Raw genomic sequence first — 19,313 nt, forward strand, 5'->3', positions numbered from 1 at the left:
AGACTCCGGTGCCATGACGCCCTCCTCGACTCCCGGCTCGCCCTCCCCCGACGACCCGACGCCCTGGTCGGACACCGGTCCGCACGACTCCCCGGACGCCACCCGGCCGCTGCCCCCGGTCAGCCGGTTCGCCGCCCCGGCCGGCGGCGGCTCGCCGCACGACGCCCCCGAGGGGGGCGCCGGGAGCGGCGGGACCGAGGACTGGTCCTGGTACGACGACGAGGACGACCAGCACACCCGGCCGCTGCCGGCGGTGACCGCCCAGCGCCCGGTGCCGGAGGACCCGCGGCCGCGCACGGATCCGACGCCCGCGGTCGGGGCCCCCGGCGCCGCGGCCGGCTACGGCCCCGCGCCCGGCTACGGCGCCGGATCCGACGGCCCGTTCTCCGGCGACCCGTCCTCCGGCGTCCCGGGCGACGCCGCGACCCGTCTCGCCCGGCAGCGGGAGGAGTTCGGGGGCCTCCAGCTGGTCCCCGGCTTCTTCGGCTGGCTCAGCGCCATGGCCCTGACCTGGCTGCTCCTGGCCCTGGCGGGCCTGACCGCGGCCGCGCTGGGGCTGCGCCTCGTGGACGGGGTCGGCGGCGTGGTGGACGACCTCGCCGCCGGGTCCGCGGCGGCCTGGACGGGCGCGGCCGCCCTCGGCCTGGTCGAGTTCCTCGCGTTCCTGGGCGGCGGCTACGCCGCGGGCCGGATGGCGCGGTTCTCCGGGGCCCGGCAGGGCGTGTCCGTGTGGCTGTGGTCCCTGTTCGGCCGCTCCGTGGCCACCGTCGCGGGACTGGTGTGGGCCGACACCGTCGGCCTGGCGCCCGTGGGCGTCTCGGCCCAGGCGCTGATCGGCGACCTGCTGGTCCCGGGCCTGCTCGCGGTCCTCGCCGTGCTCGCCGTCGACCTGCTCGCGGCGGTGCTCGGCGGGCTGTGGGGCGTCCGCTACCACCGCAGGGTCGATCGCTGGGGGGACGGACCGGAGGACCGGGCCCGGTAACTTTGCGTCCCGGCACCGTGTCGGGTTCGCATCCGACCACCAAAGAGGGGACAATCGGAGCACCTCGGTGAGATCCGTCACCCCCACGCGGAAATCTGCGGACCGGCCCACCGAGCAGCACCCGGAGGAAACACCCATGCCGTCCACCCTTGTCGCCGTCGTCGATGACCACGAGGTCGTCCGGGAGGGCGTCCGCCTCGTCTCCATGACCTCGCAGGCGGACGTGAAGCTCGTCGGATCGGCCTCCAGCGTCCCCGGACTCCTCGACCAGCTGGGCCGGGACCCCGAGAACCCCGCCCTCACCGCCCAGGGCGCCAAGCGGATCGAGTGCGAGGTCGTGCTCCTGGACCTGTCCCTCGACGACATGTCCCGCCCCGCCACCAACGTGGAGCTGCTGCGCGCCGCCGGCATGAAGGTGCTCATCTTCAGCATCGGCGAGAACGCCGCGCTGATCCGCGAGGCGCTGCGGGCCGGCGCGCTGGGCCTGGTGCGCAAGTCGGACCCGCTCGAGCACGCGATCGAGGAGGCCCGCAACATCGCCGAGGGCAAGCCCGTGATCACCAAGGAGCTCGCCGCCGCGATCGACGGGGACGTGGAGTTCTCCCGGGCCAGCCTCTCCCCGCGGGAGCAGGAGACCCTGCGGCTCTACGCCTCCGGCTTCGCCCAGGTCCAGGTCGCACGCCGGATGGGCATCAAGCAGAGCGCCGTCAAGACCAACATCGACCGCATCCGGGAGAAGTACGCGCGCGTCGGGCGCCCGGCGCCCACCAAGATCGACCTGCGCATCCGGGCGATCGAGGACGGCCTGGTCGAGCCCACGGCGGACATCACCACGGCGGAGAAGCATCTGTGATCCGCCCCTCGCCCCGGTGAGGGCCGCCGCTCCGTGAGCCACGCCGCGCACCGGCCCCCGCTCGCCTACCGGAAGGTCCCCGCCCGGCGGCGCCGCAGCAGCCTCCTGGTGCCGACCTCGCCGCAGGAGCTGGGGATGAACTCCTACCGCATCCACCTGCTCGCGAACATCTGCCACGGGCTGGTCGTCGTCGCGCTGTTCCTGGAGGCCCTCACCATCGTCGAGGACCAGCTGCGCGCCTTCGAGCGGTGGCACCTGGTGTTCCTGCTGGCCCTCCTGGTCAACGGCGGCGCGATGCTCCTCCAGGGCGCCAGGCGGCAGGTGCGGATGTGGCCGGTGCTCGCGGCCCCGGTGCTCGTGGCCCTCACCGTCCTGACCCTCCCGCTCGCCTGGACGGGCGCCGCTCCGCCGCAGGACCCGTGGGTGGAGCCGTTCATCCTGCTGGCGGCCGCCGCCACCGTGGTGGCGTGGAGCATCGAGCTGGCCGTCGCGTACCTGGCGTCCGTCACGGTCTTCTACGTCCTGGTCATGGTGCGCACCACGGAGTCGGCGGACGTGATGGGCGTGCTGTTCGACGCCACGAGCCGGATCGCGTTCGGCGTGGTCCTCGTGGTGCTGATCAGCCTGGTCTACAAGGGCGGGCAGAACGCGGACCAGGTGTACGCGGCCGCGATCGCGCAGGAGCTGCAGCTGAACCGCTCGCGCTCGCAGGCCGAGGAGCAGGAGCGGCTGGACCGCCTCATCCACGACAACGTCATGGCCGCCCTGCTGGACGCCGGACGGGCCCCGGGCCCCGTCCAGCGGCGCACCCGGGAGCTGGCCCAGCGGGCCCTCGAGGTCCTCGCCTTCGAGGAGCGCCGCGCCGAGGGCAAGGGCACCACCATGGTGCACACCCTGCTCGACGACCTCCTCGAGTCCCTGTCCCCGTGGCGCAACCGGGTGCGCTTCAACAGCATCACCCCCTACATCAGGCCCCCCGGCCAGCCGCGCCCGCTCATCCCCGTGGAGACGGCGCAGGCGCTCGTGCAGGCGGTCACCGAGGCGGTCTCCAACAGCGCCCGCCACGCCGGCACCGAGGTCACCTTCGTGACCATGGACGGCGGCGTGTGCCCGCCCACCCCCCTCAACCCCGAGGGCTTCTTCCTGCGCTTCCAGGTGGTGGACCGCGGCCGCGGCTTCCAGGTCCGCAGCATCGACTCCCGGCGGCTCGGGGTGCGCGTGTCCATCCTGGGCAACGTGCGCCACGTGGGCGGCGCGGTGGACGTCGACAGCGCACCGGGCCGCGGCACCCGCGTCACGATCCTCTGGCCCCGGGACGCGCAGCCGTGATCTCCCGCACCCTCTTCCATCCCCTGAGCCTGGTCGCCGCCACGGTGTTCTTCCTGATCCCCGTGGTGCTCGGGATCCTGCAGACGCCCAGCATGGACAAGCCGGACCTCATGCAGGCCGCGCTCGTGACCTACGTGGTCGCGGTGGCGCTGGTCGTCTACCCGTACGGGCAGCGCCGGCTGCCCGATCTGCCCGCGGCCCTGGGCGTGCTCCTCATGCTGGTGTCGATCCAGCGCTCCTACGACGCCCTGAACCCCCAGGCGGAGCTGTTCGGCGGGCAGTGGTTCACCCTGGGCTTCGACGGCTTCCTCGTGGTCCTGGGCATCCGGCGCCGCGCGGGGTGGGGCTGGGCCACGCTCGTCATCGCGGTCGCCGTGTCCATGACGTGGGGCGCCCGCTCCGCCCTGGGCCTCTGGGACGCGGCGCTGACGAACGCCGCGGCCGCGGCCCTGCTGCTCGCGAGCCAGCTCATCGCCCGGGAGTACGACCGGGCCTCCGCCGCGTTCGCCGAGGCCCGGGACATGGTGATCTCGGCGCGCTCCCACGACGAGGCGGAGCAGGACACGGTCAACGCCTCCGTGCAGCGCGTGCACGAGGTGCGCCGCCTCGCGGGCGGACTGCTCGAGCGGATCGCGCACGACCCCTCCCCCGTCTCCGAGTACGAGATCGAGCAGTTCCGCCTCACCGAGGCGCAGCTGCGGGACTCCATCCGGGGCCGGTCGATCGCCACCCCCTACCTGCTCGAGGTCACGCGGGCGGCGCGGGCCCGGGGCGTGCTGGTGGACATCCTGGACGAGCGCGGCAAGCCCCTGCCCACGGCGGTGCTGCGCGCGGCCACCCGCCAGGCCATGGAGGTGCTCAACGCCGCGACCTCGGGGTCGGTCACGATCCGCGCCTTCCCGGAGGGAGAGCCCGCCGCGGTGTTCATCGTCCACGACGGCAACGCCGGGGACGAGGAGCCCGTGGCCATCGAGATCGCCGACGGCACCGGTGCGGTCTCCCGGTTCTGACCGGCGCCACCGCCCGCGGTGCGGGCACCCGCACTGCACCCGGCGCCCCGGCGCCCCGGGCACCGGCGGCACCGTCCACAGGGAGCCGCGTCCCTGCGGTCCGCCGGCCCGGCGCTCCTACCGTGGTCCCATGGACACCGCCTCCGCCGGGCACGACCCGCACCCCGCCGACGACCGCTCCCGCCCCGGCACGGACGACCGCCCGCCCGACGCCCGCCGCTCCCGCGGCGCCCACGACCGCCCCGGCGACCGCCCGCCCGGCACCGCCCTCCGGGGCGGCGCCGACCGCTCCCCCGACGACGCCTTCCGCGCCGTGCTCTGCGGGGACGGCCTGCGCCGCTGCCCCTGGGCGCCCACGGGCCCGGCCGCCCTCGAGGAGCACGACCGGCGCTGGGGCGCACGGCCCGCGGACTCCTCCGGCTGGTTCGAGGCCCTCGGCCTGGAGATCTTCCAGGCGGGCCTGGCCCGCTGGAGCATCGCCCAGCGGCGGGAGGGCCTGCGCCGGGCGCTGCGGGACTTCGTCCCCGAGGAGATCGCCCGGATGACCGAGGACGACGTCGACGAGCTGCTCCTGGATCCCGCGGTCATCCGCAACCGGGTCAAGATCGAGGCCGTGGTGCACAACGCGCGCGCCTGCCGCGGACTCGGTCCCGAGGACTGGGCGGAGCACGTCCGGGACCTCCACCCGGCCGCCGCCGAGCCGCCCCTGACCGTCCTGGAGGAGTCCAGCCGCTCCCCCGAGGGGGACCGGCTGGCCGCCCGGCTCAAGGAGCAGGGACTCGTGTTCGTGGGGCGCACCACCGCGCACCGGTTCCTGCTCCGCACCGGGGTGCTCCCCGGGCACCTGGCCGGGTGCTTCAGGGACGGGACTGGAACCGGAGGATCCGGGTGAGGGCCTCCTCCACCCGGTCGGGCCCCGCGGCGAAGGACAGCCGCACCGCGCGGTGGCCGCGCGCGGCGTCGAAGTCCAGGCCCGGGACGACCGCGACGGCCTCCGCCTCCAGCAGCCGCCGGCACCACTCCAGGGAGCTGCCGTGCCGCTCGAGCTGCTCCCCGAGGTCGGCGTAGAGGTAGAACGCCCCGTCCGCCGGCGCGACCTCCCCCCACCGGAGCGCCGGGAGCGCGTCCAGGAGCAGGCTCCGGGAGCGCGCGAACTGCTCGACCGCCCGGTCCGCCTCGGCGTAGGCGTCCGGGGTGAAGGCCTCCACGGCGGCGTGCTGCGCGGCGGCGGGCGGGCAGAGGCTCAGGTTGCCGGCCAGCGCGTCGACCGCGGCCGCGAGGTCCCGGGGCAGCAGGGCCCACCCCAGCCGCCACCCCGTCATCCCCCAGTACTTGGAGAAGGAGGAGATCACCACGGCGTCGCGGTCGTGCTCCCACGCGCTGGTGCCCCGGTACGGCCCGCCGTCGCGGGGCGCGCCGCCCTCCGGGGCGGTGTGCACGATCCCGTGGTAGATCTCGTCGCTGATCAGGCGCGTCCCGTGCTCGGCGCACCACCGGGCCAGCGCCGCCAGCTCCCCGGGCTCCAGCACGGTGCCGGTCGGGTTCGCCGGGCCCGCCACCACCAGTCCCTGCAGGGGCCCGTGCTCGGCGACCGCGGCGTCGAGCATCCCGGGCGTGGGCTGGAAGCGGGTCGCCGCCCCGCAGTCGAGCTCGACCACCTCGGCGCCCAGGGCGGCCAGGGTGTTGCGGTAGGCGGGATAGCCCGGCCGGCACACCGCCACCCGGTCCCCCGCGTCGAACGCCGCCAGGAAGGTGAGCACGAGCGCCCCGGAGGCCCCCGTGGTGATCGCGACGTCCTCGGGACGGACGTCGAGCCCGTACCACCGGGCGTAGTGGCCGGCCACCGCCCGGCGCAGCGGCTCGATCCCGAGGGCGGGGGTGTAGCCCAGCCCCTCGTTGCGGGCGTGCACCCGGGCGGCCGCCCGCGCGACGGGACCCGGGGCGCCGCCGGAGGGCTCCCCCGCGCAGAGGGAGACGACGTCCCGGCCGGCGGCGCGCAGGCGCTCGACGTCGGCAAGGATCTCCATCACCCGGAACGGCGGCACCGCCGAGCGTGCGGAGGGACGGGGCGGCAGGTGCGCAGGCATGCGCCCAGCCTACGGCCGCCGCGGTCCGGCGCGATCCCGGCCATGCCCCGTCATGCGCACATCGGGGGACAGACTTTTGTCCAGGCCTCCGCAATACTGGACCCAGTCCTGGACGTCAGGAGGCCGCACTGAGGCGGTCCTCCGGTCGTGAGGGACAGGTCTCCGGCAGCAGTGCCGGGGGCCGACGGGCAGGTTGCCACCGCGGCCGGCGTCGCACGAGTGATCCATCGTGAATGAGATGTGTGATTGTGTCTGGGGGGATTTCAATCACGGGTCCACAGGAGATGGGGCGCCGGGCACGGGACGCAACCGCCCAGTTCCACGTCGGTGCGGCGTCGGGCCACGGCCCGGCGGGGAGAGCCGTGAGACGTGGCGGCACGCGCGTCGACGACGCAGCACACGGCCCCGCACCGATCGGTGCGGGGCCGTTGCCCTGCCGCTCGTGCCGCGGATCGCACGGGCCGGGGCTCACTCCAGCAGCAGCGCCGGCTCCTCGAGGATCCGGGCCACGTCCGCGGTGAAGCGGGCCGCGAGGTCCCCGTCGACCACGCGGTGGTCGAAGGACCCGCCCAGCGTGGTGACCCAGCGGGGCACCACGGCGCCGTCCACGACCCACGGCTTCTGCTTGATGCTCCCGAACGCGATGATCGCCACCTCGCCGGGATTGATGATCGGCGTGCCGGTGTCGAGGCCCAGGGCCCCGATGTTGGTCACGGTCAGGGTGCCGCCCTGCATGTCGGCCGGCTGCGTGCGCCCCGCCCTGGCGGTCCGCGAGAGCTCGTCGAGGGCCACGGCCAGCTCGCGCAGCGAGAGGTCCTGGGCGTCCTTGACGTTCGGGACCATGAGCCCGCGCGGCGTGGCCGCCGCGATGCCCAGGTTGACGAAGTGCTTCACGAGGATCTCCTCGTCCGTCCACGTCGCGTTGACCATCGGGTTGCGGGCCGCGGCCCACACGACGGCCTTCGCGAGCACCAGCAGGGGCGTGACCTTGACGCCCTCGTAGTCCGGGGCGGCCTTGAGCCGCCGGACGAACTCCATGGTGCGCGTGGCGTCGACCTCCACGAAGACCGAGGCGTGCGGGGCGCTGAAGGCGCTGCGCACCATGTTCTGCGCCGTGGCCTTCCGCACGCCCTTGACGGGGATCCGCTCGATCCGCTCCTCCGGGGCCGCGGGGCGGCGCCGGTCCACGGCCTCGCCGAGCCGCGCCACGTGGGCGAGCAGGTCCTGCTTGGTGATCTGTCCGGCGGCGCCCGTGGCGGGGACGTCGGCGAGGTCGACGCCCAGGTCCCGTGCGGCCTTCCGGACGGGAGGCTTCGCCAGCGCGGGGCGGCGCGGGACGACCTCGACGGCCGGGGGCACGTCGCCGCGGCCGGGCCGGCGCCAGACGCCGCTGTCCTCGGCCAGCCGGGCGGCGCGCCCGGCGATGCCCTGGGCCGCCGTGCCGATCCCCCCGCCGAGCCCGGCCCCCAGCGGGCCCCGGGACAGCTTCTCCGTCCAGCCCGCGGGCCGGGCCGGCTCCGGCTCGGCCTCCGGCGCCGTCGGCGGGGCCGCCCGGCGGCGCCGGCGCACGGGGTCGGCCTTGGGCCCGGAGCCGACGAGCGGCCGGTCCGCACCGGGCTCCCCGCCCTCCCCCAGGATCCCGGGGACGCCGGAGGCCGGGGCGGGCTCCGCCGACTCGCCCGGGGAGCCCACGGCGATGATGGGGGTGCCGACCTCGACCGTGCTGCCCTCGGCGGCCAGCAGGTCCAGGACGGTGCCGGCGTACGGGGACGGAAGCTCGACCACGGACTTCGCGGTCTCGATCTCGACGAGCACCTGGTTGACCGTGACGGTCTCCCCCGGTGCGACCTTCCACGCGAGGATCTCCGCCTCGGTCAGGCCCTCGCCGACGTCGGGCAGGTTGAAGATCTGGGGCATGTCAGTACTTCCTCTCTCGCGCGCGGCCCCCGGGCCGGCGGCGGTGCCGCCGGCCCGGGGGCCGGCGACCGGGTCGGCGGGGTCAGTAGGCGAAGGACCGGTCCAGGGCCTCGAGGATGCGGTCGAGGTCCGGCACGTACTGGTCCTCGACCGCGGCCACCGGGTACGGCAGGTGGTAGGCGCCCACCCGCAGCACCGGTGCCTCCAGGGAGTAGAACGCCCGCTCGGTGAGGCGGGCGGCGATCTCCCCGCCGAGGCCGCCGAAGGTCGGGGCCTCGTGGGCGACGACGAGGCGGCCGGTCCGGCGCACGGAGTCCTCGAGGGTGTCGAAGTCGATCGGCGACAGCGAGCGCAGGTCGATCACCTCGACGCTGCGCCCGTCCTCCTCCGCCGCCTGCGCCGCGGCGAGCGCGACCGGTACGAGGGGGCCCCAGGCCACCACGGTGGCGTCCTCGCCGTGGCGGACGACCTGCGCGGAGAACGGGTCGGCGGTCGGGCGCTCGACGTCCACCGCGCCCTTGAGCCAGTACCGCCGCTTGGGCTCGAAGACGATGACGGGGTCCTCGCACGCGATGGCCTGCTGGGTCATCCAGTAGGCGTCCTGGGCGTTGGACGGCGTGACGATGCGCAGCCCCGCCGTGTGCGCGAACAGCGCCTCGGGGGACTCCGAGTGGTGCTCCACGGAGCCGATGACCCCGCCGTACGGGATGCGGATCGTCACGGGGACGGTGACGTCCCCGTTGGTGCGGTTGCGCATCTTGGCCAGCTGCGTGGTGATCTGGTTGAACGCCGGGAAGGAGAAGCCGTCGAACTGGATCTCGCACACGGGCCGGTAGCCGCGCAGGGCGAGCCCGATGGCGGTGCCCACGATCCCGGCCTCCCCCAGCGGGGTGTCCATCACCCGGTGGGCGCCGAAGTCCGCCTTGAGCCCCTCGGTGACGCGGTAGACGCCGCCGAGGGAGCCGATGTCCTCGCCCATGAGCAGCACCCGGGGGTTCTCCTCCATGGCCCGGCGCAGGCCCGCGTTGACCGCCTTCGCGATCGTCAGGTCCGGTGCGGTGCTCATGCGAGGTCCTCCTGGGTGCCGGCGGTCTGCGGGTCGGGGGCCCCGGCCACGGGGTCGGCCGCCACGGTCAGTCCCGCGGCCTGCGTGCCCCGGTCCGGTCCGGCGGTGCCCGGCCCGGCGTCGTCGTCGGTGTCGGTGTCGGTGTCGGCGAAGCCCGCCTGGTAGGCCGCGTACCAGGCGCGCTCCTCCTCCACGAGGGCGTGCGGCTCGGCGTAGGGCCGGTCGAAGAAGTCCTCGAACGCGGGCGGGTCCATGGCCAGCACGAGGGCGCGGGCCTGGTCGGCGAACGCCTGGGCGTCGGCCGCGACGTCGGCGAAGAAGTCGTCGCCGGTGCCGTGGGCCTCGCGCAGGTGCGCCTCGAGACGGAGCAGCGGGTCGAGCTCGCTCCAGTGCTGCTCGTCCTCCCGCAGGCGGTACTTGGTGGGGTCGTCCGCGGTGGTGTGGGCCCCGAGCCGGTAGGTCTCGGCCTCCACGAGCACCGGGCCCTGGCCGGCGCGGGCCTTCTCGAGCGCGTACCGCGAGGCCGCCAGCACCGCGAGCACGTCGTTGCCGTCCACGCGGATCCCCTCGAAGCCGTACCCCGCGGCGCGCTCGGCCAGGGGCACGCGGGACTGGGTGCGGAACGGCACCGAGATGGCCCACTGGTTGTTCTGCACGAAGAAGACCACCGGGGCGTCGTAGGACGCGGCGAAGACCATGCCCTCGTGGACCTCGCCCTGGGTGGAGGTGCCGTCCCCGAAGTAGACGACCGCGGCCGCCGGCTCGGCCTCCCGGCCCTCCGCCTCGGCCGTCCGCCGATCCAGGTCGATGCCCATGGCGTAGCCCACGGCGTGCGGGACCTGGCAGCCGAGCACGATGGAGTAGACGTTCATGTGGTGCCGGCTGGGCCGCCAGCCCCCGGCGCTGTGCCCGCGGAACACGGTGAGCAGCTCGGCGGGCTCGACGCCCCGCTCGATGGCCACGGCGTGCTCCCGGTAGGTCGGGAACACGTGGTCGGCCGGGCGCAGCGCACGGGCGGAGCCCACCTGGGCTGCTTCCTGCCCGCGCATCGGCGCCCACAGCACCAGCTGCCCCTGCCGCTGGAGGTTGGTCGCCTCCTCGTCGAAGCGGCGGGCCAGCGCCATCGAGCGGTACAGCCCGCGCAGCTGCTCGGCGTCGACGTCGCGCACGTACGGGGACAGGACCGGGTCCTCGCTCAGCCGGCCGTCCCGGTCGAGGAGCCGCACCAGGCGCGTGCGCACCTCCGGCGTCGGCACGGTGCGGGCCGGCACGGGGGCGGCCGGGGACGATGGGGCGGCATCCATGGGCAGGACGTCCTTTCGGGTTGCTCGGGAGGGAGCCGGGCCGGCGCGGCCGCGGATCAGAGCACGGGCGGGTGGGGGAACTGCGCGCACAGCTCCAGGAACCGGGTGTTGGCCTCCGGCTCCCCGATGGTCACGCGCACGCCCTCGTCGCCGAAGCGGCGCACGGACAGGGCGTGGGCGTCGCACAGCTCGGCGAAGCCCCCGCTGTGCTCGCCCAGGTTCAGCCACACGAAGTTGGCCTGCGTCTGCGGGTACGGCCAGCCGAGCCCGTCGAGCCCGGCGAGGACCCGCTCCCGCTCGTCGACGACCCGCTGGACGCGCTCGGCCACCTGGTCGTAGTGGCGCACGGACGCGATCGCCGCGCGCTGGGCGAGGTCGGTCACGGAGAACGCGGGGGACGCCTGGCGCAGGTACTGGGTGATCTCCTGGCGGGCCACGGAGTAGCCGATCCGGAGCCCGGCCAGACCGTGGGCCTTGGAGAACGTCCGCAGCACGACGACGTTGGGGTGCCGGCGGTACAGGTCGACGCCGTCGACGAGGTCGTCGCGGCGCTGGAACTCCTGGTACGCCTCGTCGATCACCACGACCACGTCGCGCGGCACGGCGGCGAGGAACTCCTCGACCTGCGCGGTGGTGAGGCTGGGGCCCGTCGGGTTGTTCGGCGTGCACAGCAGCACGACCTTCGTCCGGGCGGTGACCGCGGCGGCCATGGCCTCGAGGTCGTGGGAGCCGTCCCGGCGGTTCGGGACCGGGACGCCCAGCCCGCCGGAGAGCCCGATGCTGATCGGGTAGGCCTCGAAGGAGCGCCAGGCGTGCACCACCTCGTCCGGGGTGCCGTCCTCGTCGGCGCCCACGAAGGCGCCGAGCAGCTGGTTGAGCGCGCCGAGGCTGCCGGCGCCGGTGACGATGTCCTCGGCGGGAACGCCGAGGAACTCGCCGAGCACCTCCCGCAGCTCCGCGGAGGTCGTCTCGGGGTAGCGGTGCACCGCGTCCCAGCCGGCGAGGACCTCCTTGACGGCGGGCACGGGCCCGAACGGGTTCTCGTTGGAGGACAGCTTGTAGGACACGAGCCCGTCCACCACGACCGGAGGCTTGCCGGCCGCGTAGCGGGGAAGTCGGGACAGAGCCGGGCGCGGCCGGACCGCCGGGGTGGTGGCGGTGGCCGGGCCCGAGGCCGGGGCGGTGCCGGCCAGGGTGCGGGTAGCGTCGCTGGTACTCATGGAGGTCATGCTATCCCCGCGCCCCCGCGGTTCCCCCGGTCGATGACGCCCCTCCGGACGACCCGCTGCTTTTCGGGGCGAAAGCTACAACCGGGTTCCGCGAAAGTTGGCGGCGGACGACAATTCGTCCGCCCGGGAGCGCGCGGGGGCCGTGGAAGAATGTGCCCATGCCCAACACCGATCGCATCCTGTCCTCAGGGCGCGCGGCGCTCGCCGCCGCCGTCCCGCCCGTCGCGCTGGGGCCCCTCGACGGCCGCTACCAGCCCGTGGTCGCGCCCCTGGTCGACCACCTCTCCGAGGCCGCCCTCAACCGCAACCGCGTGCACGTGGAGGTCGAGTGGTTCGTGCACCTCGCCGAGCGGTCGGTGCTGCCGGGGCTGGCGCCCCTGACCGAGGAGCAGACCGCGGGGCTGCGCCGGATCGTCACGGACTTCGACACGGACTCGGTCGCGGAGCTCGCGGAGATCGAGGCCGTGACGGTCCACGACGTCAAGGCCGTGGAGTACTACATCGGCCGCCGGCTGCCCGCCCTGGGACTGGAGCACCTGGTCCCCCTCGTGCACTTCGGCTGCACCTCCGAGGACATCAACAACCTGGCGTGGGCCCTGGGGGTCAAGGACGCCACGACCGACGTGTGGCTGCCCGCGGCCCGGGCGCTCGTGGCCGACGTCGCGGCGCTGGCCGGGTCCGCGGCGGAGACCCCCATGCTCTCCCGCACCCACGGCCAGCCGGCCACGCCCACCACGCTGGGCAAGGAGATGGCGGTGGTCGCCCACCGCCTGGGCCGCCAGCTGTCCCGGATCGAGCGCACCGAGTACCTGGGGAAGATCAACGGCGCCACGGGCACCTACGCCGCCCACTACGCGTCCGTCCCGGACGCGGACTGGACGGAGGTCTCGCGCGAGTTCGTGGAGGGTCTGGGCCTGTCCTGGAACCCGCTGACCACCCAGATCGAGTCCCACGACTGGCAGGCCGAGCTCTACGCCGACCTCGCCCGGTTCAACCGGATCCTGCACAACTTCTGCACCGACGTGTGGTCCTACATCTCGATCGGCTACTTCCAGCAGATCCCGGTGGAGGGCGCCACCGGCTCCTCCACCATGCCGCACAAGGTCAACCCCATCCGCTTCGAGAACGCCGAGGCGAACCTCGAGCTCTCCAACGCCCTGCTGGACGCCCTCGGCGCCACGCTCGTGACGTCCCGGTGGCAGCGCGACCTCACCGACTCCTCGTCCCAGCGCAACATCGGCGTGGCCTTCGGGCACTCCCTGCTCGCGGTCTCCAACGTGAGCAAGGGCCTGGCCCGCCTCGACGTGGCGGAGGCGGTCCTGGCCGCCGATCTCGACGCGAACTGGGAGGTCCTCGCGGAGGCGGTCCAGATGGTCATGCGCGCCGAGGCGATCGCCGGCGTCGAGGGCATGGACAACCCCTACGAGCGCCTCAAGGACCTGACCCGCGGCCGCCGGGTGGACGCCGCCCGGCTCCAGGAGTTCGTGGCGGGCCTGGGCCTGTCCCCGGCCGCGGAGCGGCGGCTGTCCGGGCTGACCCCGGCCACCTACACGGGCATCGCGGCGGACCTCGTGCGCTTCCTGTGAGCCCGCGCCCCGCGTGACGACGGGGTGCCCGGGCACGGGGCGCCGGGACGCGCCCGGGCCCGGGCACCCCGTGCCGCGCGGATCGGCTCGTGCGGACCGGCCCGTTCGGATCAGCCCGTGCGGACCGGCCCGTTCGGATCAGTCCGTGCGGATCAGACGGACGGGAGGTCGTGCAGGTTGTTGCACACGGTGTCCTCCGGGGCGGCCCACAGCCGCTTCTCGCACCCGGCGGACACCACGCGGACCCGCAGCTGTCCCGACGACCCCGGGACGTAGTAGAGGTGGACCTCGCTCTCGATGTCCCGGATGATCCGGGTGGTCGACCGCGGGGACCACACCTCCGCGGGATTGCACAGGGCGACGATGTTCCCGAGGGGGTCCGTGCGGACGCCCGTGACGGGTCGCTGGTCGGTCATCGGTAGAACTCCTGAGCTCGTGCCCCGGCCGGCACCGCCGGTCCGGGGATCAGTCGTATACCACGGTGCGGTCCTGTGCACCACCCTCCACCGGGGTCGTGTGCCGGCCGCCTGGGTTTTCGTTTGCTTTTGACGCACTCCGGGCGTTCGCTTTTGACTCACGGGGCGTTGCCCGGGATCATCGGTGCCTGAACCCTCTCTCGCGGCGGACCTGGATCCTGGTCCGCGGGACCGGAGAGGACGGTGCTCGGACCACGGCCTTCGGGGGAAGGCAGGCTCCGGGCGCACCGGGGACAGTGATCATGACAGTGGGGGATCATGACAATGGATGGGGAACACTCGATCAGGCTGCGGCTTCTCGGCAACGTCGAGGTCGAGCTCGACGGCACCGTGCTGGCCCTGGGCCACCGGCAGCAGCGCCTGCTGGCCGCGCTCGCCGTCCTCGGTCCCAAGCCGCGCCGGTTCCTCGGCGAGCTGCTGTGGCCCGACCGGACCGCGGAGCGCGCGATGGGCAGCCTGCGCACCACCGTCTTCAACATCTCGCGCCAGGTGCCCGGAGCCGTCGGGGCCCGCGGCAACAACATCGCCCTGGCCGAAACGGTCACCGTGGACCTGCACGAGCTGCACGCGTCCCTGGACCGGGCGGCCACCGCCACGGTGCCCGTGACGGAGGACCCCTGGTTCCTGTCCCCCGACGGCGCCCAGCTGCTGCCCGGCTGGTACGACGGCTGGGTGATGGCCGAGCAGGACCGGCTGCGGACCCTGTACGTCAACGCCGTGGAGCACCTCGCCCGGCTCTCCCTGGAGCACCGCGACTTCTACCGGGCCCACGTGCTCGCCGACAACGTCCGGGCCCTCGACCCGCTGCGGGAGAGCGCGGTCCGCGTGTCGATCGAGGCGGACCTGGGTCTCGGCAACAACGCCCCGGCCCTGCAGACGTTCCGCAGCTTCTGCAGCACGATGGCCGACGAGCTCGGAGCGCCGCCCTCCCCCCAGATCACCCAACTGATGGGCCACATGCGCAGCGCCTGACGCGCTCCCGCCCGGGGCCGTCCCGGCCGGTGCGTGCCCGGCGGCGGGGCAACGACGTCCCCGCGACCCGCGGCCGGGTCGCGGGGACGTCCACCGGGCGTTCATGGCCGGGTCATCGTCCCGAGGTCAGGGCGGCCGTGGCCGACCGCACCGGGATGCCGCGCCAGGCGGTGTGGGGCAGCAGCTGCTCGCCCTTCATCACCAGCGACAGCGCGTCCACCGAGGCACCCGCGCCGACCGTCGTGTCGTAGAGCACGATCGAGCGCGCACCGACGGAGGCCCCAGGCAGGATCTCCACGTGGGACATCTTCATCACACGGTCCTCGAAGAGGTGCGTCTGCAGCGACACGTCCGTCGAGACGGCGGCGTCGTCGCCGATGTGGACGAGGTCGAACTCGGTCAGGTAGGTGGTGCCGATGTACGTCCGCCGGCCGATCTGCGCGCCGAACAGGCGCAGGACCGGGCCGATCAGGGGCGTGCCCACGAGACCGCCGATGAGGGCGGGGACCGCCGCGGACTCGTACACGCCGGTGACGAACTCGCTGCGCCGGACGAAGTTGTCCCACAGCGGCTCGACGCGCTGGCGGTACCGGCCCACGATCGCCCACTTCAGGACGACGACGGCGAGGACCACGGTCAGGCCGGTGGCCAGCGCGACGAGGGGCAGCACGGCCACGAAGCCGAGCAGCGTCAGCTCGGGCACCAGGGCGACCGACGAGAGCAGGCCCAGGTAGCCGATCAGCCCGATCAGCGCCGGCGGGACCGTGATGCGCAGCGCCTCGATGACGAGGCGGGCCGCCACCTTGCCGCGCGAGGGCCGGAAGGTGAGGCTCTCGTCGTAGTTGCCGCTGTCCTGCCGGCGGGGCAGGAACATGGCGGGCGAGCCCAGCCAGGACGTGCCGTCCGGCACGTCGGCCGGGGGCACCGAGGCGACGCCCACCAGGGAGCCCTCGCCCATCCGGGTGCCCGAGGGCACGAACGCGGCGTTGCCCACGAACGAGCGGTCGCCCACCACGGTGCGCTCCATGTACAGGTGACCGTGGTGGTAGACGGCGCTGCCCACGCTGGCCATGTCCGCGACGAAGCTCCCCTCGCCGAGGGTGAGGAGGTCCGGGTCGATGTGGCCGACCGTGGAGACCTCGGAGCGGGGGCCGACCTTGGCGCCCAGGGCGCGCAGCCAGGGGACCGTGTACATCGTGGCGTACAGGGCGTTGGTGCTCTCCAGGCTGGTGGAGAGCAGCTGGTCCGCCATCCACTTGCGCACGCCGAGCCCGCTGCGCACGGGGTGGATGCCGGTGGGCGTGCGGCGCAGGACGATCTTCCGGCCGCCCGCGACCACGGCGCAGACCGTGAGCACGTAGACGACGCCGACCGCCGGGGTGAGGGCGAGCCCCACGGGGAGGCCGAACTCCAGGGCCGCGGCCCAGATCATCAGGAAGGACGGGAGCACCAGGACGAAGGGCATCAGCTCGAGGACCAGCCAGCCCAGGAGCAGGCCGGCCGCCAGCGGGGCGGGCCAGCGGCCGCTGGGCAGCGGGCGCCGCTCCATCCGCTCGAGCAGCTCGTCGTCCCCGTCACCGGGCCGGGCCGGGGAGCCCAGCCAGTGCTCGCCGGCGGGGATCGTCTGGTTGCGGGAGGCCAGGGACTGCTCGGCCAGGCGGGCACCGTCCTCGATCCGGGTGCCCGGCTGCAGGAGGGCGTTGGCCCCCACGAACGCGTCGTCGCCGATGTGCACCGGCGCGATGGTCACCCACCCCTCCTCGACCTGGGCGGTCTGCACGGAGGAGTTGTAGCCGATGCTGGCGCGGGCGCCGACGGTGACGAGCGAGGGCAGGCCGATGGCGGCGGTGCCCACGTGGGCGTCCGGACCGATCCTGGCGCCCAGCAGGCGCAGGTAGACGGCGGCCATCGGGGTGCCGGTCAGGAGGTTGAGCGGCGAGAGCCGGGTCAGCCCGTCGATGCACCAGAGCAGGTAGTACTGCCGGCCCCAGAGGGCGTGGTGCCCCGGTCTGACAAAGCGTCCCAGCACGCGGGAGCCGAGGAACGGCAGGAGGACGCGGGCGAGCACGGAGACCAGGACGCCCACCAGGAGCATGTCCCACATCAGGGCGTAGCTGAACTGACCGCCGTAGGAGTACAGGACCGCGGCGAGCGGGGAGCCGACGAGCATGGCCGCCAGGACCATCGTCGTCACCTGCGCGAGGCCGCACAGCGCCACGCGGCCGCTGGTGTGGTGCAGCGGCGCGGGGCGGTCGTCCGGGGCGGCCGCGGCGGGGACGTACGCCGGGGCGGCGTCCAGGTGGCGCGCCAGGTCCCGGACGGTCGGGTAGGTGTAGATGTCCGCGATGGAGATGTCCTGGTCCGGGTGCGCGCGGCGCAGCTCGGACGTGGCGGTCGCGGCGAGCAGCGAGTGCCCGCCGAGCTCCATGAAGAAGTCCGCCTCCACGGAGAGCTGGTCCTCGGGGATGCGGAAGACCTTCGACCACACCTCCGTGATCCCCCACTCGGCGTCCGTCGCCGGCGGGACCAGCCCCATCGTGGTCACGAAGCGGGGCGTGCTGGGGTCCGGCAGGTTCTTCCGGTCCACCTTGCCGCTGACCATCATCGGCATCGCGGGCAGGATCTCGTAGAAGGACGGCACCATGTACGGCGGCAGCGCCGCGACCACGGAGTCGTGGAGCAGCTCGAAGAGGGCGCGCTCGTCGCGCACCGGGGCGCGCAGGGTGAGGAACGCCGCGACGTCGTCGCCGCCGGAGGTGAGCTTCACGGCGGCGTCCGCCACCGCGTCCTCCCGGCGGAGCACGTTCTCGATCTCCTGCAGGTCCGCGCGGTGACCGCGGATCTTCACCTCGCTGTCGGCGCGGCCGAGGTACTCGATCTCGCCGTCGGGCATGAACCGGCCCAGGTCGCCGGTGCGGTAGATCCGTCCGGCCCGGGGTCCGTCCGGGTGGGGGCGGAAGCGCTCCTCGGTGACGTGCGGCAGGTTGACGTAGCCGCGGGCCACGCCGGGGCCGGCGATGCAGATCTCGCCGGGCTCGCCGTCGGCGACCTCGTTCATCTCCTCGTCGAGGATCCGCACCTCGTAGGTGGGCAGGGGCTTGCCGATGGTCACGGGCCGCCCGGGGGCGAGCTCGCCCCACGTGGCGGTCACGGTGCCCTCGGTGGGGCCGTAGGTGTTGAGCATCCGGCGCTCGGGGGTGGACCACCGCTCCACGAGGTCGGCGGGGCAGGCCTCGCCGCCCACCAGGATGCTGCGGATGCGGGGCAGGTCGTGCTCCAGGGTGGCCAGGACGGTCGGCACGCAGTAGAGCACGGAGATCTCCATGCGCTGCAGGAACTCGGCGAGCCCCTGTCCCAGGCGGGCGTCGTCGGTGGGGCCGGCGACCAGGGAGGCGCCCACGGCCCAGGTCGGCCAGATCTCCTCGATGGAGAAGTCGAACGCGATGGTCATGCCCTGGTAGACGCGGTCCTCGGCGCGGACGTCGTAGACCTCGGGCACGATCTCGATGAAGTTGCAGATGCTCGAGTGCGCGACCTCGACGCCCTTGGGGCGGCCGGTCGAGCCCGAGGTGTAGATGATGTAGCACGTGGGGTCGCCCTCGTGGCGGACGACCGGGCGGTGCGCGGGCGCCTCCTCGAGCCGCTCGCCGATCCGGCCGACGTCGACGACGTCGGCGGGCGCGTCCTCGACCAGGGCCACGAACTCGGCGGAGGTCAGCATGAGGGACAGGTCGGAGTCCTCGGCGATGAACTGCACGCGGTCCGCGGGCAGGTTCGGGTCGATCGGGACGAAGGTGGCGCCCGTCTTGAGGATCGCCAGGAGGGACGCGTAGAGCATCGTGGAGCGCTGGAGCAGGATCCCGACGCGGTCGCCCGCGCTCAGGCCGTAGCCGGTGATCAGGTGGGCCAGGCGGTTGGCGAGCTCGTCGAGCTCCGCGTAGGTGTAGGCCCGGCCGTCGGCGTGCAGCGCCTGGGCGTCGGGGGTCAGGTCGCAGCTGCGCTCGAAGAAGTGGTGCAGCCGGGTGGGCTTGGTCTCCGTGCTCCGGACGCCCCGGGTCGAGGGCTCCGTCCACGGAGCTGCTCCGGCGGGGCCTCCCTTCGCGGCGGCCTCGTCCCACAGCACTCGCTCTGCCGCCGCAGTCTCCTCGCGGCGGTGAGAGCGATGTGGCACTGAGGTCATGTCCAACTCCTTTCGATGCACGTAACACCGGTGTTACCGGCACGTCCGTTCTACGGAGCGGGGTGTTATGGCCTCCTCACGGATCCGTCACGGCGGCGTTATTCCTCCGTTATCGATGCGTTCGTCGGTGGAGCTGCCAGGGGCGATGCCGACCGCCCGATGGGTTTCCAGTGGTAAAGATCACAGCTCGCATCTCGCTCTGCGAGACGTTTTCGACTGCAATCGTGCGGTTCCCGGGCCGGGGGTCGACGGTCGGGGACGCTCCCCCGGGGCGCGCCGGGCGCCGGGAGCTGGGTGGCCGGTCGCCCGTCCCGGCCACAGC

14 protein-coding genes are annotated in these 19,313 nt (G+C 74.0%); 7 read left to right on the forward strand and 7 right to left on the reverse strand.

Going from position 1 to position 19,313, the window contains the following annotated elements:
* Positions 1-13: 13 nt before the first annotated feature.
* The 5 genes from RF644_RS00640 to RF644_RS00660 all read left to right on the forward strand — a co-directional run bounded on the left by RF644_RS00640 (position 14) and on the right by RF644_RS00660 (position 5,066).
* Positions 14-982, forward strand: coding sequence for a hypothetical protein (locus RF644_RS00640; protein ID WP_368794955.1), 969 nt, complete (start codon positions 14-16; stop codon positions 980-982).
* A 136-nt stretch (positions 983-1,118) separates the two neighbouring features.
* Positions 1,119-1,835 carry a response regulator transcription factor gene (locus tag RF644_RS00645; RefSeq protein WP_017832665.1) on the forward strand — a complete coding sequence of 239 codons (717 nt, stop codon included), beginning with the start codon at positions 1,119-1,121 and terminating at the stop codon, positions 1,833-1,835.
* Between the two features lie 33 nt (positions 1,836-1,868).
* Positions 1,869-3,164, forward strand: a complete 1,296-nt coding sequence (locus RF644_RS00650; RefSeq protein ID WP_017832666.1) for a sensor histidine kinase — start codon at positions 1,869-1,871, stop codon at positions 3,162-3,164.
* Complete coding sequence (locus tag RF644_RS00655) at positions 3,161-4,174, forward strand: hypothetical protein (protein ID WP_368794956.1); 1,014 nt, start codon at positions 3,161-3,163, stop codon at positions 4,172-4,174. Before RF644_RS00650 ends, RF644_RS00655 begins: the two co-directional genes overlap by 4 nt.
* A 130-nt stretch (positions 4,175-4,304) precedes the next feature.
* Complete coding sequence (locus RF644_RS00660) at positions 4,305-5,066, forward strand: DNA-3-methyladenine glycosylase I (RefSeq protein ID WP_368794957.1); 762 nt, start codon at positions 4,305-4,307, stop codon at positions 5,064-5,066.
* On the opposite strand, the gene RF644_RS00665 is transcribed toward RF644_RS00660, so the two are convergent.
* From RF644_RS00665 to RF644_RS00685, 5 genes are all read right to left on the reverse strand, one after another.
* Positions 5,032-6,261 carry an aminotransferase class I/II-fold pyridoxal phosphate-dependent enzyme gene (locus tag RF644_RS00665; protein ID WP_035928190.1) on the reverse strand — a complete coding sequence of 410 codons (1,230 nt, stop codon included), beginning with the start codon at positions 6,259-6,261 and terminating at the stop codon, positions 5,032-5,034. The two genes, RF644_RS00660 and RF644_RS00665, sit on opposite strands and share 35 nt — an antisense overlap.
* A 468-nt stretch (positions 6,262-6,729) precedes the next feature.
* On the reverse strand, positions 6,730-8,178 hold the full coding sequence (locus tag RF644_RS00670) for a dihydrolipoamide acetyltransferase family protein (protein WP_336649649.1): 1,449 nt from the start codon (positions 8,176-8,178) through the stop codon (positions 6,730-6,732).
* 82 nt (positions 8,179-8,260) lie between these two features.
* Positions 8,261-9,244, reverse strand: a complete 984-nt coding sequence (locus RF644_RS00675; protein ID WP_035928182.1) for an alpha-ketoacid dehydrogenase subunit beta — start codon at positions 9,242-9,244, stop codon at positions 8,261-8,263.
* Positions 9,241-10,548: a thiamine pyrophosphate-dependent enzyme gene (locus RF644_RS00680; protein ID WP_251356497.1), complete on the reverse strand. Its 1,308-nt coding sequence runs from the start codon at positions 10,546-10,548 to the stop codon at positions 9,241-9,243. The genes RF644_RS00675 and RF644_RS00680 overlap by 4 nt, the downstream gene beginning before the upstream one ends.
* Before the next feature lie 56 nt (positions 10,549-10,604).
* The gene (locus RF644_RS00685) at positions 10,605-11,768 is read right to left on the reverse strand and encodes a histidinol-phosphate transaminase (protein ID WP_368795363.1); all 1,164 of its coding nucleotides are present in this window, start codon (positions 11,766-11,768) and stop codon (positions 10,605-10,607) included.
* Between the two features lie 167 nt (positions 11,769-11,935).
* Here RF644_RS00685 and purB point away from each other — a divergent pair, with 167 nt between their 5' ends.
* The gene (gene purB, locus RF644_RS00690) at positions 11,936-13,363 is read left to right on the forward strand and encodes an adenylosuccinate lyase (protein WP_368794958.1); all 1,428 of its coding nucleotides are present in this window, start codon (positions 11,936-11,938) and stop codon (positions 13,361-13,363) included.
* Positions 13,364-13,515: 152 nt separating this feature from the next.
* Here the strand turns inward: purB and RF644_RS00695 are convergent, their stop codons facing one another.
* Positions 13,516-13,779: a hypothetical protein gene (locus RF644_RS00695; RefSeq protein WP_017833496.1), complete on the reverse strand. Its 264-nt coding sequence runs from the start codon at positions 13,777-13,779 to the stop codon at positions 13,516-13,518.
* 324 nt (positions 13,780-14,103) lie between these two features.
* On the opposite strand from RF644_RS00695, the gene RF644_RS00700 reads away from it, so the two are divergent.
* Positions 14,104-14,811: a BTAD domain-containing putative transcriptional regulator gene (locus RF644_RS00700; protein ID WP_368794959.1), complete on the forward strand. Its 708-nt coding sequence runs from the start codon at positions 14,104-14,106 to the stop codon at positions 14,809-14,811.
* A gap of 112 nt (positions 14,812-14,923) precedes the next feature.
* On the opposite strand, the gene RF644_RS00705 is transcribed toward RF644_RS00700, so the two are convergent.
* Positions 14,924-18,991 carry a Pls/PosA family non-ribosomal peptide synthetase gene (locus RF644_RS00705; RefSeq protein WP_368794960.1) on the reverse strand — a complete coding sequence of 1,356 codons (4,068 nt, stop codon included), beginning with the start codon at positions 18,989-18,991 and terminating at the stop codon, positions 14,924-14,926.
* Positions 18,992-19,313 lie beyond the last annotated feature (322 nt).

The organism is Kocuria sp. CPCC 205258 (assembly GCF_040981005.1).
GTDB classification, from domain to species: domain Bacteria; phylum Actinomycetota; class Actinomycetes; order Actinomycetales; family Micrococcaceae; genus Kocuria; species Kocuria rosea.

What these genes read in the sequence shown, in the direction of transcription:
- RF644_RS00670 (WP_336649649.1), bottom strand. Translation starts at nt 8,178, where the DNA reads ATGCCCCAGATCTTCAACCTGCCCGACGTCGGCGAGGGCCTGACCGAG.
- RF644_RS00665 (WP_035928190.1), bottom strand. Translation starts at nt 6,261, where the DNA reads ATGCCTGCGCACCTGCCGCCCCGTCCCTCCGCACGCTCGGCGGTGCCG.
- RF644_RS00645 (WP_017832665.1), top strand. Translation starts at nt 1,119, where the DNA reads ATGCCGTCCACCCTTGTCGCCGTCGTCGATGACCACGAGGTCGTCCGG.
- RF644_RS00705 (WP_368794960.1), bottom strand. Translation starts at nt 18,991, where the DNA reads ATGACCTCAGTGCCACATCGCTCTCACCGCCGCGAGGAGACTGCGGCG.
- RF644_RS00685 (WP_368795363.1), bottom strand. Translation starts at nt 11,768, where the DNA reads ATGAGTACCAGCGACGCTACCCGCACCCTGGCCGGCACCGCCCCGGCC.
- purB (WP_368794958.1), top strand. Translation starts at nt 11,936, where the DNA reads ATGCCCAACACCGATCGCATCCTGTCCTCAGGGCGCGCGGCGCTCGCC.
- RF644_RS00640 (WP_368794955.1), top strand. Translation starts at nt 14, where the DNA reads ATGACGCCCTCCTCGACTCCCGGCTCGCCCTCCCCCGACGACCCGACG.
- RF644_RS00695 (WP_017833496.1), bottom strand. Translation starts at nt 13,779, where the DNA reads ATGACCGACCAGCGACCCGTCACGGGCGTCCGCACGGACCCCCTCGGG.
- RF644_RS00675 (WP_035928182.1), bottom strand. Translation starts at nt 9,244, where the DNA reads ATGAGCACCGCACCGGACCTGACGATCGCGAAGGCGGTCAACGCGGGC.
- RF644_RS00660 (WP_368794957.1), top strand. Translation starts at nt 4,305, where the DNA reads ATGGACACCGCCTCCGCCGGGCACGACCCGCACCCCGCCGACGACCGC.
- RF644_RS00700 (WP_368794959.1), top strand. Translation starts at nt 14,104, where the DNA reads ATGGATGGGGAACACTCGATCAGGCTGCGGCTTCTCGGCAACGTCGAG.
- RF644_RS00680 (WP_251356497.1), bottom strand. Translation starts at nt 10,548, where the DNA reads ATGGATGCCGCCCCATCGTCCCCGGCCGCCCCCGTGCCGGCCCGCACC.